The 19145-nt window shown below is 35.8% G+C and carries 15 protein-coding genes; 13 read left to right on the forward strand and 2 right to left on the reverse strand.

What is annotated here, in order from left to right:
- The first annotated feature begins 30 nt into the window (after window positions 1-30).
- The 11 genes from ACSVH7_RS09695 to pruA all read left to right on the forward strand — a co-directional run bounded on the left by ACSVH7_RS09695 (window position 31) and on the right by pruA (window position 14218).
- Window positions 31-708, forward strand: a complete 678-nt coding sequence (locus ACSVH7_RS09695) for a TetR/AcrR family transcriptional regulator (RefSeq protein WP_438066497.1) — start codon at window positions 31-33, stop codon at window positions 706-708.
- On the forward strand, window positions 708-2366 hold the full coding sequence (locus ACSVH7_RS09700) for a peptidase domain-containing ABC transporter (protein ID WP_438066498.1): 1659 nt from the start codon (window positions 708-710) through the stop codon (window positions 2364-2366). Before ACSVH7_RS09695 ends, ACSVH7_RS09700 begins: the two co-directional genes overlap by 1 nt.
- A gap of 4 nt (window positions 2367-2370) precedes the next feature.
- A complete protein-coding gene (locus tag ACSVH7_RS09705; RefSeq protein ID WP_438066499.1) occupies window positions 2371-3726 on the forward strand; it encodes an HlyD family secretion protein in 1356 nt (451 codons plus the stop codon).
- On the forward strand, window positions 3726-5129 hold the full coding sequence (locus ACSVH7_RS09710) for a TolC family protein (RefSeq protein ID WP_438066500.1): 1404 nt from the start codon (window positions 3726-3728) through the stop codon (window positions 5127-5129). Before ACSVH7_RS09705 ends, ACSVH7_RS09710 begins: the two co-directional genes overlap by 1 nt.
- A gap of 458 nt (window positions 5130-5587) precedes the next feature.
- Window positions 5588-6406, forward strand: coding sequence for a type I methionyl aminopeptidase (map, locus tag ACSVH7_RS09715; protein WP_438066665.1), 819 nt, complete (start codon window positions 5588-5590; stop codon window positions 6404-6406).
- 56 nt (window positions 6407-6462) lie between these two features.
- Window positions 6463-6837 carry a GxxExxY protein gene (locus ACSVH7_RS09720; RefSeq protein ID WP_438066501.1) on the forward strand — a complete coding sequence of 125 codons (375 nt, stop codon included), beginning with the start codon at window positions 6463-6465 and terminating at the stop codon, window positions 6835-6837.
- 101 nt (window positions 6838-6938) lie between these two features.
- Window positions 6939-7703 (forward strand): class I SAM-dependent methyltransferase, encoded by a 765-nt coding sequence (locus ACSVH7_RS09725; protein ID WP_438066502.1) that lies wholly within the window; start codon window positions 6939-6941, stop codon window positions 7701-7703.
- A 93-nt stretch (window positions 7704-7796) separates the two neighbouring features.
- Window positions 7797-10703 carry an SNF2-related protein gene (locus ACSVH7_RS09730; RefSeq protein WP_438066503.1) on the forward strand — a complete coding sequence of 969 codons (2907 nt, stop codon included), beginning with the start codon at window positions 7797-7799 and terminating at the stop codon, window positions 10701-10703.
- 53 nt (window positions 10704-10756) lie between these two features.
- Window positions 10757-12004 carry a DUF5103 domain-containing protein gene (locus ACSVH7_RS09735; RefSeq protein WP_438066504.1) on the forward strand — a complete coding sequence of 416 codons (1248 nt, stop codon included), beginning with the start codon at window positions 10757-10759 and terminating at the stop codon, window positions 12002-12004.
- A 77-nt stretch (window positions 12005-12081) separates the two neighbouring features.
- Entirely contained in the window at window positions 12082-12468 is a 387-nt protein-coding gene (gene apaG / locus ACSVH7_RS09740; protein WP_438066505.1) for a Co2+/Mg2+ efflux protein ApaG, read from the forward strand.
- Window positions 12469-12589: 121 nt separating this feature from the next.
- On the forward strand, window positions 12590-14218 hold the full coding sequence (gene pruA / locus ACSVH7_RS09745) for an L-glutamate gamma-semialdehyde dehydrogenase (RefSeq protein ID WP_438066506.1): 1629 nt from the start codon (window positions 12590-12592) through the stop codon (window positions 14216-14218).
- A gap of 216 nt (window positions 14219-14434) precedes the next feature.
- Here the strand turns inward: pruA and rsmG are convergent, their stop codons facing one another.
- Window positions 14435-15064, reverse strand: coding sequence for a 16S rRNA (guanine(527)-N(7))-methyltransferase RsmG (rsmG, locus tag ACSVH7_RS09750; protein WP_438066507.1), 630 nt, complete (start codon window positions 15062-15064; stop codon window positions 14435-14437).
- A gap of 108 nt (window positions 15065-15172) precedes the next feature.
- Here rsmG and ACSVH7_RS09755 point away from each other — a divergent pair, with 108 nt between their 5' ends.
- Together ACSVH7_RS09755 and ACSVH7_RS09760 are read left to right on the forward strand one after the other, a co-directional pair.
- On the forward strand, window positions 15173-16267 hold the full coding sequence (locus tag ACSVH7_RS09755; protein WP_438066508.1) for a fatty acid desaturase family protein: 1095 nt from the start codon (window positions 15173-15175) through the stop codon (window positions 16265-16267).
- A 44-nt stretch (window positions 16268-16311) separates the two neighbouring features.
- Window positions 16312-17499 (forward strand): pyridoxal phosphate-dependent aminotransferase, encoded by a 1188-nt coding sequence (locus ACSVH7_RS09760; RefSeq protein WP_438066509.1) that lies wholly within the window; start codon window positions 16312-16314, stop codon window positions 17497-17499.
- 118 nt (window positions 17500-17617) lie between these two features.
- On the opposite strand, the gene ACSVH7_RS09765 is transcribed toward ACSVH7_RS09760, so the two are convergent.
- Window positions 17618-18748, reverse strand: coding sequence for an ATP-binding protein (locus tag ACSVH7_RS09765; RefSeq protein ID WP_438066510.1), 1131 nt, complete (start codon window positions 18746-18748; stop codon window positions 17618-17620).
- Window positions 18749-19145: the final 397 nt, after the last annotated feature.

A 19145-nucleotide genomic window follows, 5' to 3' on the forward strand; every position in this document is an offset into this window, starting at 1 on the left:
TCATCAACATCACAACCAGAATTACATAAAATGGATGTCATCTTAAATAATCTTAAAATTCAAATCAATAGTAAAGTGTATGTCAAAGATCCTGAAACTTCGGTTTTAGGAAAAAAAATCATTCAACAGAGTATCCTTTTGATCCATGAAATTGGTTTTGAAGAATTTACCTTCAAAAAACTTGGAGAACAAATAGGTTCGAATGAAAGCTCTATCTATCGATATTTCGAAAACAAACACAAATTAATACTCTATTTATCTTCGTGGTACTGGAGTTGGATGGAATATCGATTGGTTTTTGCTACTAACAATATTGTCAATCCTTTAGAAAAATTAATCAAAGCGATTCAAATTGTTACCGAAAAGGTAGAAGATGATCAAACCACTACGCACATTAATGAAAGTATCTTAAATAGCATTATCATTCAAGAGTTTACCAAGTCATTGCAAACTAAAGAAATAGACGAAGAAAACAAAGAAGGCTTTTTTTTAATTTACAAACGATTAATTAATCGAATTATTCAAATGATTCAAGAAGTCAACCCGAAGTATCCCTTTGCCAAAAGTCTGGCATCCTCCTTGATTGAAGGAGCCCATCACCAACATTTTTTAATGAATCATTTAACAACAATCACCAATTGTAACGCCACAGTAAGTCCGTCTGACTTTTACACTCACTTAATTACTAGTCTTTTAAAACAACAATAATGACACCATTACAACGCTATTACAAATTATTACTTTTAGATAAAAGAGACGTATACCAAATTTTCTTTTATTCCATATTCTCCGGACTAGTAAGTTTGTCCCTCCCATTAGGCATACAAGCTATCATTAATTTTATTCAATCCGGACGCGTCACGGTGTCTTGGATAGTGTTAGTAATTGTGGTAGTATTAGGTGTAGCATTAGTAGGAATATTGTCATTAATGCAACTTCGAATTACCGAAAACCTACAACAGAAAATATTTGTTCGTTCCTCCTTTGAATTTGCCGCACGTATCCCAAGAATTAAATTTGAGGAGTTGCACGACACGTATCCACCGGAATTAGCCAATCGTTTTTTTGACACGATGACCATTCAAAAAGGAACTTCGAAATTATTGATTGATTTTTCCGCTGCTTTACTACAAATTTTGTTTGGAATAATTTTGCTTTCTTTTTATCACCCCTATTTTATCATGTTAGGTTTTTTACTAATCGTTTTATTGTATTTAATTTTTAAATTTTCGTATTTCATCGGTTTAGAAAACAGCCTTAAAGTTTCAAAATACAAATACAAAGTCGCGGGTTGGTTACAAGAAATGGCCCGAAATAATTACAGTTTTAGAAAAGAACGTAATTATGATTTTGCCCTACAAAAAAATGATAATTTCGCTGTAGAATATCTCCATTATAGAGAATCTCTTTTTAGCGTTTTGAAAAGGCAATTTTCGCATTTGATCTTTTTTAAAGTAATCATTACGGCAAGCCTGCTTTCTATTGGTGGCTTCTTAGTGATTTCACAAGAAATGAATATTGGGCAATTCGTGGCTGCAGAAATCATTATTTTACTGGTGATCAACTCCGTAGAAAAAATAATTTTAGGTTTAGAAACACTGTATGACGTATTGACAGCGGTAGAAAAAATTGGATTGGTTACCGATTTGACTATGGAAGAAGATACCGTCTATGAAGCCAATAAATTTTATCAAGCCATTAGTTTGACCACAGAAGGAGTTGGAGTAAAATTTCCAAGCTCTATCAGAAACATTTTAGAAAACATTAATTTAAAAATTGACCAAGGAGAGCGTGTTTTTGTAGCAGGACAAAATGGTTCTGGAAAAACGACCCTGATTCGGATTCTTTCAGGCTTGTTACAACCTACACAAGGCGCTATTTACATCAATGATGACACTTTTAAAAAAGTAAATCTTAAACAATACCGCTCACAAATAGGCAATATCATACACGGTGAAACTCCTTTTGAAGGAAGTATAATCGATAATATCATCTTTAATAATCCTGATTACACTGATGAAGATTTAAAATGGGCTCTGGATGGCGTACAATTATCCCCGTATATCAAATCATTGCCAGACGGCTTAGATACCCGTATTTTTCCAGAAGGACAACAATTATCCTCCTCAAATGCCCAAAAAATATTGTTAGCCCGAAGTATTATTAGCAAACCAAAAGTGTTGTTTTATGAGGACCCAACCGATGCTATGGATGAAAAAGTAGCCAATGAAATTATCGATTTTATCACTTCCGATAAAAACCAATGGACCATTGTGGTATCCTCAAAAAATCCACATTGGAAAACAAAATGCAACCGATATATCACTATGGAAAAAGGTCAAATTATATCAGACATAAAAAAATAAAGCCATGCTAAATATTTCAGAAGGTAATAAAACCAGTTTAGAAACATTACAACGCTACAAAACCGTACAGGATTTGAGCAGTAGACCGCATTACAAAATTTTAAATAAAATCATTTGGACCGTATCCATATTTGCCATTATTGCGCTATTCTTACCTTGGACTCAAAACATCTCAGGCTCCGGAGCCGTGACTACATTAAAACCTAACCAACGACCACAATCAATACAAAGTGTTATTTCTGGACGAATAGAAAAATGGTACGTTCAAGAGGGCGATTTTGTTGAAAAAGGAGATACCATTATGTTTATTTCAGAGATCAAAGAAGACTATATGGACCCTAATTTGGTAGCCAATACCAAAAATCAAGTGAATGCAAAAAAACAGGCTTTGCAATCGTATGGGTCAAAAGTAACCACGCTTTCTGCACAGATTCAAAATATTGAAAACGAAAAAAAGCTTAAATTAGAACAAGCTCAAAATAAAATAAAACAAGGAGTTTTCAAAATCAAAAGTGACTCGATTGACTTAGAAGCGGTAAAAACCCAACTCAAAATTGCCAATACTCAGTACAATCGTGCTTTACAACTAAACAAAGAAGGATTAAAACCGCTCACTGATGTTGAAGAAAAAAGACTAAAACAACAAGAAGTGGAAGCCAAAATTATTACTCAGGAAAATAAACTCTTAACCAGTAAAAATGATTTTATCAATGCTAAAGTAGAAATTGGAAGAATTATCGCTGAGTATGGTGAAAAGGTTTCTAAAGCACAAAGCGACCAATTTACGGCCTTGAGCAATCAATTTGATACCGAAGCACAAGTAAATAAATTAGAAAACCAATATGCGAATTATAGCATTCGAAATGGAATGTATTACATCAAAGCGGTGCAAAATGGTTACATCAACCGTGCTATTCAAGCGGGAATTGGAGAAACCATCAAAGAAGGAACTCCAATTGTGACAATCATGCCGGCAAAATATGATATAGCCGTAGAGACTTTTGTCAATCCAGTTGATCTGCCGCTTATTAGAAAAGGAGAAAAAATAAGAGTTTGGTTTGACGGATGGCCTACTATCGTTTTCTCTGGATGGCCAGACATGTCTTATGGAACTTTTGGCGGACAAATTGTAGCCATCGAAAATTTCATCAGCGAAAACGGTAAATTCAGAGTATTGATTGCTCCAGACCCAAAAGAAGACAAATGGCCAAGTCAATTAAGAGTTGGCTCCGGCGCAGAAACTATAGCTTTGCTAAACACGGTTCCAGTATGGTTTGAAATCTGGAGAACCCTAAACGGATTCCCACCCGATTATTACAAAACAAGCAAAAGTGACAAACCTACAAAAGCAAAAAAATAATGAAGCAGTTCCTACTTGTTTTCTTACTATACGGTACTTTTTTACAAGCACAAAACTCCCCTATTATTACTTCTAGCGGTAATGAATTTAGCTATAATGAGTTTTTGGGCTATGTCAAAAAATACCATCCCTTAGTAAAAAATGCCGATTTAGAAATCACCCGAGCTCAAGCCAATTTGATGATGGCCAGAGGTGGATTCGACCCAAAAATAGAAGTCGATTTTGATAAAAAGCAGTTCAAGAATAAAGAGTATTACTCTATTTTGAATAGTAGCTTTAAAATTCCGACTTGGTATGGTATTGAGGTTAAAGCGGGTTTTGATAACAGCGAAGGAATTTACTTGAACCCACAAAATACGCTTCCGAATCAAGGGTTAACCTCTTTCGGGCTTAGTGTGCCATTGGGGCAAGGTCTTTTGATTAACCAACGAATGGCAGATGTTCGCAAGGCCAAAATGCAAGTACAATTGAGCCAAGCCGAGAGAAAACTTGAAGCCATTGCGGTTTTGTATGACGCCTCGAGCGCTTACTTTAATTGGAAAAGAAACTATGATGAGGTACAATTATACAAAGTCTATGAAAAAAATGCTCAAATTCGTTTTAAAGGTATCGAAACCTTAATTAAACAAGGCGATAAACCAGCTATAGATAGCACCGAAGCTGGAATCATCGTAAAAAACAGAACGCTAAGTTTGGAAGATTCGGAATTGAAATTAGCCAAAGCCAAATTGGAGCTTTCCAACTATTTGTGGTTAGAAAACAGTATTCCGCTAGAACTTTCGGATGCGTTGATTCCAGAAAGTAAATTGGCCGCTACGATTCAGGAAACCTTACGCACGAATGATTTACAAAATCAAGATTTTTCGATAACCAACCATCCAAAAATCAATGCGTTGGAACGCAAAATAGATATGCTCAATGTAGACCGAAAACTCAAAGCGAATGCCTTATTACCAAAAATCGATTTGAGCTATTCGTATCTATCTGAGCCCAGTTATATTGATAATTTTGAATTTAATGATTATAAGATTGGAGTGAATTTTGCCTTTCCTTTGTTCCTAAGAAAAGAACGTGGAGGTCTAAAACTTTCAGAATACAAAGTACAAGAAACACAATATGCCTTGAGTTTAGAAAGAGTCCAATTGACCAACAAAATTACGGCACAAAAAACAGAAATCACTTCGCTTACCAAACAACGCAATTTGATTGAGGGCTTGGTTAAAAATAATGAAACGATGCTGCAATCTGAAGAACGATTGTTCTCGTTTGGAGAAAGTTCGTTGTTCTTGATTAACACGCGTGAGAACAATTTGGTTTCGGCTCAATTGGCGGCGATTGCTTTAGAGAATCGTTTTTTGATTTCGAACTCGGAGTTGTTTAAGATTATGGCGAATCCGGATTGATATTTGTTTAAAAACATTTAAGTCATAGAAGTTTTTGGATTAAAATTATGGGGGTTTTTTGAACCATATAAGGGATTGAAGGGCATATAAAAGTTAACCTAAAAGCAAAAAATGCGTGTGATTTAACCGCAAAGGGCACAAAGGTTTACGCAAGGGGCGCAAAGACTGAAGCAACTCATTTTAAAACATATAAGTCATAGAAGTTTTAGGATAAAGTTGTGGGTGTTTTTTGAACCATATAAGAAATTGAAGGGCATATAAGGTTGAGTAAAAATCCGTTCCATCTATATAATCCGTGGCTAAATTTAACCGCAAAGATTGCAAGAGTCTTCATAAAAAAAGCAAAAACTAAAGCGGCAGTTAAAACGATTAAACTTTTAAACAGTTAAACGATTAAATATTTAATCGATACAATTATTTTAAAAGTCGTACTTTTGCCCACTGAAAATTTAGCTGCTATGATTATTGTAAAATCAAGAGAAGAAATTGAATTGATGCGCGAAAGTGCTTTGATTGTTTCCAAAACTTTAGGAATGATTGCCTCCGAGATTAAAGAAGGAGTGACTACTTTATATTTAGACAAAATGGCCGAAGCATTCATTCGCGACCACGGTGCAGTACCGAGTTTCTTGGGATTGTACGGATTTCCGAATTCGTTGTGTATGAGCCCAAACTCTCAGGTCGTACACGGTATCCCGAACAACAAACCGCTAGAAAATGGCGATGTGATTTCGGTGGATTGTGGGGCTTTCAAAAATGGATATCACGGGGATCACGCGTACTCGTTTGAGATTGGCGAAGTAGCACCTGAAACAAAAAAATTGTTACAAGTTACAAAGGAATCGTTGTATGTTGGGATTCGTGAATTCAAATTAGGAAATCGCGTGGAAGATGTAGGAAATGCGATTCAGAAATATACCGAAGCCCACGGTTATGGTGTGGTTCGTGAATTAGTAGGTCACGGTTTAGGTCAGAAAATGCACGAAGATCCCGAAATGCCTAATTATGGTAAAAGAGGTCGCGGTAAACTTTTTGTAGAAGGAATGGTGGTGGCTATCGAACCGATGATCAATATGGGAACCAAAAACATCAAACAACACAAAGACGGATGGACCATCACTACTGCCGATGGAAAACCAAGTGCTCACTTTGAACACGATGTAGCCATCATTGACGGAAAACCTGAAATTTTATCGACTTTCAAATACATTTACAAAGCACTTGGCATTGAAAGCGACGAAGAAGAAGAGTTTAGAAAAGTGCCTTTGGTGGTGTAACTCGTCACTTTTTTGACAAAGATTGCACAGATTTTCACAGATTATTTTTTTTGAATATGGAGGAATTTTATTTAAAAGAAGAAACATATAAAATTATAGGACTGTGTATGGAAGTACATAAAATTCTCGGTAAAGGTTTTAATGAAATTGTTTACAAGGAAGCCTTACAATATGAATTTATAAAAAATAATGTTCCTTTTGAAAGAGAAAAAGAATACAGAATTGAGTACAAGGATATTGTTTTGTCAAAACATTATTTTGCTGATTTTGTAGTTTTCGATGAAATAATATTAGAAATAAAAGCAATCTCACAATTAACTAGTAGCGATACGGGGCAAACTCTAAACTATTTAGCTTGTTCTAAAAATAAAATAGGACTTGTTATTAACTTTGGCGAGGATAGTTTAAAATATAAAAGAGTTATATTATGATAAAAATCTATTTCACTCTTATTTTAATCTGTGAAAATCTGTGCAATCTGTGTCGTATAATTACACTAATCTGAAATTTGTGTTTTAACAATCAATTTTAAATGAAATCTGCTTTTAAACTTATACTCAATACCATTCCGCGTCCATTATTAATTCGTTTGAGTTATGTGGTACGACCCATCATTGCTTTTACCTTAAAAGGTGACAAATTTACGGACCCAATTGATGGCAAAAGCTTTAAATCGATGTTGCCATACGGATACGAAACCCAGCGCAACAACGTGCTTTCGCCAAGTACACTTTCGCTAGAAAGACACCGCTTATTGTGGTTGTACCTCAACGAGCAAACGGATTTTTTTACAGCACCCAAAAAAGTCTTGCATTTTGCTCCTGAACAAGCTTTTTATAAATTGTTTCGCAAGCAAAAAAACTTGGACTACACTACTACCGATTTGTTTTCGCCTTTGGCAGATGTAAAAGCAGACATTTGCGATTTGCCTTTTGAAGACAATCAATACGATGTGATTTTGTGTAACCACGTTTTGGAGCATATACCAGACGATACCAAAGCGATGCAGGAATTGTACCGCGTACTGAAACCTGGCGGAATGGCCATTTTACAAATTCCGCAGGACTTAAATCGTGAGGTGACGTTTGCCGATGACTCAATTACAGACCAAAAAGAACGCGCTAAAATATTTGGACAATACGACCACGTGCGCATTTATGGGCGTGACTATTTTGACAAATTAAGAAGCATCGGTTTTACCGTAATCGAAGAGGATTATACCAGCAAAATTGCTCCTGAATTGGTAGAAAAATACTGTTTGGCCAAAGGCGAAATTATCCCGGTTTGTTTTAAATAAACTTTGACAAATCAACACGAATGTCACGAATTAGCACGAATTGTTTTGGTGTAATTTGAGTTAGTTTACCATCAATCAATCATTAATAACCTTTTGGAACCCGAAAATCATTTCCAGTTTTGCTTTAATCTTAGTTTTGAAGCGAGACTCAATTACTATATTCCCACTGCCTATGTAGTTGGGCATACGGATACCATTACCTATTTAGAAAAAAAAGCAAGTCCTGAAGTCCTTCAAAGTTTGGGGATAACTCTCGGAAACTTGGATGCTACTACACAAAAAATAGTGTCACTCTCTGAGGTACTTCAACCCGAAGCCCTGTTTAAGAAATACCGAACCAAAAGTAAATCAGCCATAAATATTGAAGATTTACTTAAAGACGATAAACTAAAATTCGGCATTGAACAGTTTATAAAAATAAGCTTAGCGCAATTTTATTCTTTAGTAAAAGAGAACGATTTCCCGCTCTCATTAAACTTGGGGAAAGAAAAAGATTTTCGCATCAGCCGAATCAGCACTCAAAATCCAGCTTTGGGCACCGAACTGCATTTTGACAAACACGACAACGGGATTTCGTACACCTTACAACTGAAAGATGCTGATACTACATTTTACCCCTCGAATACTAAAATTACACTTTTATTAGACGAGCCTGCTTGGGTTGTTGCACATCATAAATTGTATCAACTAAAAGACATCAATTCGAAAAAAATTACCCCTTTTTTGACCAAAAAAGTGGTGGAAATCCCCTCGAAATTAGTGCCCGATTATTTTGAAAAGTTCATCAAAGACATTGCTAAAAAAGTAGATATTACAGCTACAGGATTTGAAGTCATTACTCGCGAAACCATACACCATTGCACACTACAGTTGGTCTATGATTTTTTCAAAAACAACTATTTCATTGGGCTTTTATTTGATTATGATGGCTATGTGTTTGATGCCACCAAACCCAAAAACACCCATTCAGAAATTAACCTGAAGGATTTGAACAACATCCAATTGGTACAATACAAAAGAACGGAAGCTGAAAATAATTACAACCAAGTATTATTGGATTTGGGTTTGAGCAAAAACGAAAACAATATATTTGAACTCACTCAAAACACAACAAATCAAGACGCTTACGCCTGCATTCAGTGGGCGATCGAAAATAAAGAGAAACTAGCATCTTTAGGTTTTTCATTAGAAAATTTAAAAATAGACGGAAAGAAAATCGATAGCAATACTGTAACAATTCAATTCTCCAACACCATTCAAAACGACTGGTTTGACATCAAAATGACTGTGGTTTGTGATGATTTTGAATTTAATTTCAGCGAGTTACTTCCGAATATAAAAAACAAAAATCGTCTGTTTGCCTTGCCCAACGGAAATTACTTTTTGATTCCGTCAGAATGGATGACGCGCTACAGTGCGATGGCAAAATTGGCTAAAATCAAAAATGGAAATCTTGCGGTGCTCAAAAGTAATTTTGCTGTTTTTGAAGACATTCCACAGTTAAAACAGGCCTTGCACGTGAAGGAATCTGTTCAATACCAACCTTCGCCTTTGGTTAAAGCTACGTTGCGACCGTATCAAATAGAAGGGGTGCAATGGCTTTTGGAACATTATAACAATGGATTAGGCGCTTGCTTGGCCGATGATATGGGGTTGGGGAAAACATTGCAAACCTTATCCACACTGGTCGCGGTACAAGAAAAACTAGATTTTGAAAAATCCGAAAACATACAACTCGATTTGTTTGGCAACGAAATTCCTGTAGCCAAAGAATACTTAAAAGCTTTGATTGTGCTTCCCTCCTCTTTGGTGTTCAACTGGTATAACGAAGCTAGAAAATTTACGCCGCATTTTCGAAGAATTCAGTATGTAGGACAAGATCGAAAAATACTGTCTAAAAAGTTAGAAAAATACGACTTGATCTTTACCAGCTATGCCGTAGTGTCGAGAGATCTTTCGATTTTAGAAAAATACCAGTTTCGTTATTTGATTTTGGACGAAAGTCATTACATCAAAAACAAAAATTCGAAAATTTTCAAAGCGATTAATCAACTGCAAACCACTCATAAAATCTCGTTGAGCGGCACGCCGATAGAAAATTCATTGGACGATTTGTGGTCTCAAATGCAATTTATCAATCCGAATATTTTGGGGAGTTATGCTTTTTTTACCGAGCATTACAAATTTCCGATTGAGAAAAAACAAGACGAAAACAGTCTCGCAGAACTCAAAACCTTAGTGAGTCCTTTTATTTTAAGACGTACCAAAGAGCAAGTTTTAAAAGACTTACCAGAACTCTCGGAGCAAGTTTTCTATTGCGAGATGGAACCCGAACAAGAAAAATTATACGAAGAAGAAAAGTCGAAAGCGAGAAACGCACTTTTAAAAACTGATGGTTCTGGCATTGACAAAATCAATATTATCAATACGTTGATGCGCTTGAGACAATTGAGTAATCATCCAAAAATGGTCGATGCGACCTCAGAAATGGATTCTGGAAAATATATGGCAGTGACGCGATATTTGGAAACCTTGGTGCAGTCCAATCAAAAAACGATAGTGTTTAGTTCATTTGTCTCGAATTTAGAATTTTATAAAAAATGGAGCCTCGAAAACAAGATTGATTTTTGTGAACTCACGGGCGCTACACCTCAAAAAGAGCGCGCCTATCAAGTTCAGAAATTCCAAGAACAAGAGCGCGCAAAATTGTTTTTCATTTCCTTAAAAGCGGGTGGCGTGGGACTCAATATTACCAAAGCGTCGTATGTTTTGTTTTTGGATCCTTGGTGGAATCCCTTTGCCGAAAAGCAAGGTATCGGTCGTGCCCATCGTATTGGACAGCTGAACAAAGTGAATGTAATTCGATTCATCACTAAAAATACTGTGGAGGAAAAAATCATTCGTTTGCAGGAAAACAAAAAACTACTTTCAGATGCGTTGCTTGATGAACAGCACATCAGCCCAGAACTTGAAGAAAATTTAGATTTTATTTTAACCTAAAAACCATTTCAATAAATACTTATCTTTACTAGAAAATCATTTATAAAATTGAAATGAGAAAAATTTCTGTTCTACTACTTTTTTTATTTTATTCGTTGGCGGACGCCCAAGCTCTTCAAGAAATAATCCCTCCTTACAACATTAAGACAGTTTCCTTTATGGACAATGGTCAAAATGTAATTCCGGTTTTTAGATTAGGGGAATCTTTTGAGTTGAATTTTGATGATTTATTTGGGAATGAAGCCAATTACTACTACGAAATCATTCATTGTGATTACAATTGGGTGCCTTCGGATATTCCAAAACAAGAATACTTAAAAGGGCTTGATAACCAAAGAATTATTGATTACTCCAATTCTTTCAACTGTCTTCAATTGTATTCTCATTATCAACTTAGTATTCCCAATCAGTTCACACGATTGGCTTTGAGCGGTAACTACATGATCAAAATTTTAAATGAAGACAGAGACGTTATCTTTTCAAGAAAATTTATCATTTACGAAGACATAGCTACTGTACGATTACAAATTAAAAGAGGAAGAAATTTGAGTACCATTGAAAGTAAACAAAATCTAGATTTTTCAATAACGTCAAAGAGCCTTACTTTTCAAAATCCGTTACAAAATGTCAAAGTGCTTCTTTTACAAAATCGTCAATTCAACACAGGCATCAAGAATATTCCTCCGCAATACACTATTGGTAATGAATTAATTTACAAATATGATACTGAAACTCAGTTTTGGGCAGGCAACGAATTTCGTTTTTTTGACAATAAAGAAATAAGAAATGCTGCTAACAATGTAGCTAAAATTAGTTCGAATGGAGGAATTTATAATAGCTTCTTGTTTACTGATGATGCAAGGGCCAATTTCCCTTACAGCTTCACACAAGATGCCAACGGAAATTTTGTAGTTCGAAACTTGAACGCCACCAATCAAAAAATTGAAGCCGATTATGCTTGGGTCTATTTCAGTTTATCTGCTCCTAGTTTCCGATTAGACAAAGACATCTACATTAATGGAATGTTCAACAATTATGCACTGACTCCAGAAAATAAAATGGAGTACAACGAGAAAAAAAATGTTTATGAAAAAGCATTGCTAATCAAACAAGGATTTACCAATTATCAATACATAGTAGCCGATGTCAAAGGAAAAATAGATTCCGAGAACAGTATTGATGGCAACTTTTTTCAAACTGAAAATGAATATGAAGTGATTGTATACTATAGAGAAAACACACAACGATATGATCGCGTCATAGGATTTGTCGCACTAACATCTGTAGGTGTTTCGAATTAGAAAACTCATTAAGTTAAAAAAATAAATTCCAATACATTTTTTTGTAATTTTGTAAAACTAGTAACTAATTACTTCCTATGGTTTCACAAATAACAAGAGGCATAAAAATTTCTGTTTTGACTAGTTTTGAAGGGACTTATTTCAAAAACTACAAGATACATTTTGCCTTTAGCTATCAAATAACCATTGAAAATCACAGCAAAGACTCTGTTCAACTTACTTCACGCCACTGGGAAATCTTTGATTCCCTCAATTACAATGAAGTGGTAGATGGTGAAGGAGTAATCGGTAAAAAACCCGTTTTGAAACCAGGAGAACAACACACCTATAGCTCAGGTTGCTTATTATCCTCACCTTATGGTGCCATGAGAGGGTATTTCAATATGATTAATTTTACTACCACTAAAAATTTTAAGGTTTTTGTGCCCAATTTTAGATTGTGCGCTCCTTTTGCCTTAAATTAATTTGACTTTTATTCTAAGCTTTAGAATGAAAATTTCATTTTTACTTTGTACTTTTACATCAAATTTTTAATAAACCCCCAATCAATTCGTATTTTCTGTTCAATTATTTAATATAAAAAATATGCTAAAAGGATTTTTTAACGTACCCAAAGCGGTGAACGAACCTGTAAAAGGTTACGCCCCTAACTCCCCAGAAAAAGCAGCCGTTCTTGCCGCTTACAAAGCCATGTGGAATTCAAAAATTGAGGTTCCTTTATACATTGGTAGTGAAGAAATCAAAACGGGTAATACTAGAAATATGACCGCACCACACGATCACCAACATGTGGTAGGAACGTATCATTTAGCCGAAAAAGCACATATTGAAAAAGCCATTGCTAATGCTCTTGAAGTAAGAACAGCATGGGCAAATATGGCCTGGGAACAACGCGCCGCTATTTTCTTAAAAGCTGCCGAGTTGATTGCTGGACCATACAGAGCTAGAATCAATGCTGCAACGATGATTGCGCAATCTAAAAATATTCATCAAGCCGAAATCGATGCGTCTTGCGAGTTGATTGACTTTTTACGTTTCAACGTAGAATTTATGACTCAAATCTATGCTGATCAACCAGCCTCTACTTCTGATATGTGGAACCGATTAGAATACCGTCCGTTAGAAGGATTCGTATACGCAATCACTCCATTCAACTTTACTGCTATCGCTGCCAATCTTCCAGCAAGTGCTGCTATGATGGGTAACGTAGTGATCTGGAAACCAAGTGACAGCCAGGTATTCTCTGCAAAAATCATCATCGATGTATTCAAAGAAGCAGGAGTTCCTGATGGCGTAATCAATGTAGTTTTTGGAGATGCGTTAATGATTACAGATACTGTTTTAGCAAGTCGTGATTTTGCGGGTATCCACTTTACAGGATCAACACATGTATTCAAAGATATTTGGGCAAAAATCGGAACGAACATTCACCATTACAAAACGTACCCAAGAATTGTAGGAGAAACCGGTGGAAAAGATTTCGTAGTAGCGCATCCAAGTGCTAATGTAAAACAAGTAGCTACAGGAATTGTTCGTGGTGCTTTCGAATTTCAAGGACAAAAATGTTCTGCCGCTTCAAGAGCTTATGTACCTCAAAGTATGTGGCCAGCCTTGAAAGAACAATTGATTACAGATACTAAATCAATGAAAATGGGATCTCCAGAAGATTTCGGCAACTTCATTACCGCAGTAATTCACGAAGGATCATTTGACAAATTAGCCAGCTATATTGATCAAGCTAAAAAAGATGCCGATGCTGAAATTATTGTAGGTGGAAATTATGACAAATCCGTTGGGTATTTTATCGAACCTACCATTATCGTAACCAGCAATCCAAAGTACACGACTATGGAAACCGAATTATTCGGTCCTGTAATCACCATCTATGTTTACGAAGATGCCAATTGGGCAGAAACCTTACAATTAGTGGACACCACTTCTGAGTACGCATTAACAGGAGCCATCTTCAGCCAAGATCGTTACGCCATCGAAGAAGCTACCGTTGCTTTACAAAATGCAGCAGGTAATTTCTACATCAATGACAAACCAACAGGCGCTGTAGTAGGTATGCAACCGTTTGGTGGCGCGAGAGCTTCGGGAACCAACGACAAAGCGGGTTCTGCCTTGAACTTGTTGCGTTGGGTTTCTCCAAGAACGATCAAAGAAACTTTTGTAACGCCAGAAGATTACAGATACCCATTTTTGGGAGAATAATTTTCTAATTGCAAATATTTAAAAACCCACAAGAATCAACATTGATTTTTGTGGGTTTTCTTTATGGCCATATTTTAGGAACAGCATCAAAAGGTATTTTCAGGAAACAAAGTCCCGCTGTCCGCTATATCTTGCTTGGCGAACCCCGCCAAGCAAGGATGCCGCTACCATCGGGGTTAAAAGGATAAATGGGTGAATTTTTGTGAGCAATATCAATTACACTACAAACTTCAACGGCAAGTGCACCACTTTTTTAGTTTCGAAAAATTCATCTTCAAAAATGTCGGCCAAATTATATTCTGTAGCCTTCGGAAAATCCTTTAACTCTTCGGTCAAATCGCCTCCTTTTAAATATAAAATACCATTTTTCAATTCGTGTTTGTTATTCTTTTTGATTTTTGTTTTTACCCAAGAAACAAAATCCGGCATATTGGTCACCGCACGACTCACAATAAAATCAAAATCACCTTTTACATTTTCGGCACGAATTTGTTCAGCTTTTACATTTTTTAATTCCAAAGCTTCAGCCACGGCTTGCACCACTTTTATTTTTTTCGCGATAACATCAATTAAATAAAAACGGGTTTCTGGAAACAAAATAGCCAAAGGTATCCCAGGAAAACCTCCCCCTGTTCCAACATCTAAAACATAAGTTCCAGGTTCAAACTTATTGATTTTAGCAATTCCTAGCGAATGTAAAACGTGTTTGGTGTACAAAGCATCAATATCTTTTCTAGAAATAACGTTTATTTTTTCATTCCAATCATGATATAAAAAATCCAATTTCGCAAACTGTGCTTTTTGCAAATCGGTCAGATTAGGAAAATACTTGAGAATTTCGTCCATGGTAATAATTTTTAACAAAAGTACTTATTTTAGCGTGGAAATTTTTAAGTCGATAATGTATATTCGAAAATTTATAATAGTTACATTTGCCGATAGATAAAAAATATTATGAATACTACTACTCCCACTTTCTCCAAACAAGATAACTTAAAGTTTTTTAGAACCCTGAACTCTAGGGTTAACAGTTATTTTAAAGAAAATAATTTATCAAAAACGGGGAATTGGAAATTACATCTAAAAACCATTATTCTTTTTACTGTTTTCTTAGCACCCTATTTTATAATTTTAACACTTGACCTCCCTTTTTGGGCGCATCTTTTGCTAACCATCGTCATCGGAATTGGAATGGCAGGCGTTGGAATGAACGTCATGCACGACGGCAACCACGGCTCTTATTCGACGAAAAACTGGGTCAATAAATTCATGGGTGGCTCTATTTATATCCTGGCTGGTAATGTGTACAACTGGCAAGTGCAACACAATGTATTACATCACACTTACACTAATATTCCTGGGCACGACGAAGACTTAGACGCGGGAAGAATTATTCGATTTACCAAAGAAGCCAAATGGCAGAAATTTCATCGTTTTCAACACTACTATTCTATTTTCTTGTACGGTTTATTAACCTTCAATTGGGCCATAACCACAGATTTCAAACAAATGAAAAGTTATTTGAAACGAAAATTATCCTACGGCGAGCCTAAAAGCCCAAAAATTCTTTGGACTACTTTGATTATTACCAAAATGATTTATGTATCCATTTGGATTGTTTTGCCAATAGTAATTGGCATCACATGGTGGAAAGTATTACTAGGTTTTTTTGTAATGCATTATACTGCAGGTCTTATTCTAAGTGTCGTTTTCCAACTTGCTCACGTGGTGGAAGAAACCACTAATCCGCTACCCAACGAAAATGGAGAAATCGAGAATACTTGGGCCATACATCAGTTGTTTACTACTACTAATTTTGCTCCAAAAAATGCCATCATCAACTGGTATACTGGTGGATTAAATCATCAAATCGAACATCATATTTTCCCAAATATCAGTCATATCCACTATGGAAAAATTGCAAAAATCGTAAAAGAAACCGCCAAGGAATGTAATCTTCCTTATTACGAATACAAAACCATGCGAAGTGCTATAATAGCGCATTTTAAACATTTAAAAGACCTGGGAACAAACCCTGAATTAGTATAACTTAAGCGAATCAAAACCGAACTAATTACTATTTATTATACACAATGAACCCATTATCAGACAGGATTAACAACCTAGCTACCTCGCAAACTCTAGCGATGGCAGCATTAGCAAGAGAATTAAAAGCACAAGGCAAAGACATCATCAGTTTAAGTTTAGGGGAACCTGATTTTAACACCCCTGACTTCATTAAAGAGGCCGCCAAAAAAGCCATAGACGAAAACTACAGCACCTACACTCCCGTTGAAGGATATGCAGAATTAAAAGAAGCTATTTGTAGAAAATTCAAAAGAGATAATGATTTGGATTACAAACCGTCTCAAATCGTTGTTTCTACAGGAGCTAAACAATCGTTGTACAACATTGCTCAAGTAATGTTAAACGATGGTGATGAGGTAATTTTACCAGCGCCATACTGGGTTTCTTATTTCGAAATCGTAAAATTATCTGGCGGTGTTCCTGTTGAAGTTCCTACTTCTGTAGAAACCGATTTCAAAATCACCCCAGAACAATTAGAAGCTGCTATCACGCCAAAAACTAAAATGATTTGGTTCTCTTCTCCTTGTAACCCGTCTGGTTCGGTTTACAGTAGAGAAGAATTAACAGCAATAGCCAAAATACTAGAAAACCATCCAAATATTTACGTAGTTGCTGACGAAATCTACGAGCACATCAATTTCTCAGGAACATTTTGTAGCATCGCCTCTATCCCTGGTATGTTAGAAAAAACCATCACTGTAAATGGAGTAGCCAAAGCTTTCGCCATGACGGGTTGGAGAATTGGTTACATTGGAGCTCCAGAATTTATCGCAAAAGCGTGTACTAAAATACAAGGACAAGTAACTTCTGGCGCCAATAGTATCGCACAAAGAGCTACTATCACAGCATTAGATGCAGACCCATCAGTACTGAAAGATATGGTACAAGCCTTCCACAGCCGTAGAGATTTGGTAGTAGGATTGTTGAAAGAAATTCCTGGTGTCAAAATTAACGTTCCAGAAGGTGCTTTCTACGTGTTCCCAGATGTATCTTCTTTCTTTGGCAAAACTCTAAAAGGAACCGAAATCAAAGATGCAAATGACGTTTCAATGTATCTTTTGGCTGAAGCCAATGTTGCTACAGTAACCGGTGATGCCTTTGGAAACCCGAATTGTATTCGTTTTTCTTACGCTACTAGCGAAGCTTTATTAACCGAAGCATTAAAAAGAATCAAAGACGCTTTGGCTGGATAAACCAAAGTACTATTGCTATAATAAGCCTCAAGGATATATTCTTGAGGCTTTTTTTTGTGACCCAAAACAATTTCGGAATCTTGACTTGTCTCAGTGTAAAAAGGACAACTTACTAAAATTACATCAAAAAATCCTCTATGGTATTTGGAGTAATCACCAAAGTGGTTTGAGGTAGATAATTATCCAAAAAGGTCTTGGAAAACTTTGCATTCGCTTTGTTTATATTCCATTTGAATTCAAAAGCCGAAAAAGCGCCATCTGTTTCTTCAACCCAATCTATTTCTTGCTGTTGGTAGGTACGCCAAAAATAATAGCGCCCGTGCCAACGTTCATAATTAAGTTTTTTTACGCGTTCAGCAACTACGAAATTTTCCCATAATGCTCCGGTGTCCTGACGAAATTCGAGTGATTTGAAATTTCCAATGATCGCATTCCGTATACCATTATCATAAAAATAAACCTTTCGTGAGGTGTTCAACTCGTTGCGTACATTTCTACTTAAGGGCTGCAATCGAAATACCACAAACGCCTTTTCCAACAAAGCGATGTAATTTTCTACTGACGCCCTGTCGACACCAACCGTTCTCGAAAGTTCGTTATAATTCACCTCCGAACCCAACTGCAACGCCAAAGCCAGTAATAGTTTATCTAAAACTTCCGGTTTGCGAATGCCCTGATATTGCAACAAATCTTTATATAAATAACTCCCTGCGATTTGTTTTAAAACAGCCTCACTTTCAACAGGATGCGTAATCACCTCGGGATACATCCCGTAAATCATATAGCGTTGCAAATTCTTTTTATGGGTCAAATAGCCAAAATGATTTTGAAGCTCCAACCACGTCAAAGGAAACAAATTAAACTCCCATTTTCTTCCTGTTAAAGGCTCATTTATTTCATTGGCAATCTCTAAAACGGAAGAACCACTTACGATCAATCGCACTCCTTTTATTTGATCGTGAATGATTTTCAAAACCATTCCTATGTTTTTTATTCGTTGTGCCTCATCAAAAAAAACAGTAGTACAATCGCCAATAATTGTCCGCAATTTGTTTTCTCCGGCATTTTCTAACAACAATCTATCTTCTGAATCGTCTCCATTGACGAAAAGATAGTTCCCTTCGGCTTCACAAAGCGACCGAATCAAAGTGGTTTTCCCTACTTGGCGAGGTCCGATCACAATCAATACCTTGCCAGAATCCCATTTTGCCAGCACATTTTCTTTGAGTGTTCTGTTTATATCCACCATATCACACTATATTTCAATTCATTAATTCCAAACAAAGATAGTAAAAACACCAGAATTCAACTATTTAATCTACAATTTAAATAAAAATATGAGATTATATTCTACAATTTATATATAATTATAAGATTACGTTCTATTATTTATATATAAAAAACAGATTACACGAATTGTTTTTTAATAGAATACAAAGAAAATAATTCGGTAGAAAGCATAAAAAATCACATTAATTCAATTGCCAACGTATACTTATTTCGATTGTAATGAAGTCGACTATTTCAATTTGTGAATAAGAGTAGGCGTCAATCACCAAAAAAAAACCAATCTAGAATTAGAAATCTTAACTTTTTTATAAGACCTTTGCAGACTTTTTTTCGGGTACGTCCGAAAGTCTAAAGCT

The organism is Flavobacterium sp. TSSA_36 (genome assembly GCF_051547165.1).
GTDB lineage: Bacteria > Bacteroidota > Bacteroidia > Flavobacteriales > Flavobacteriaceae > Flavobacterium.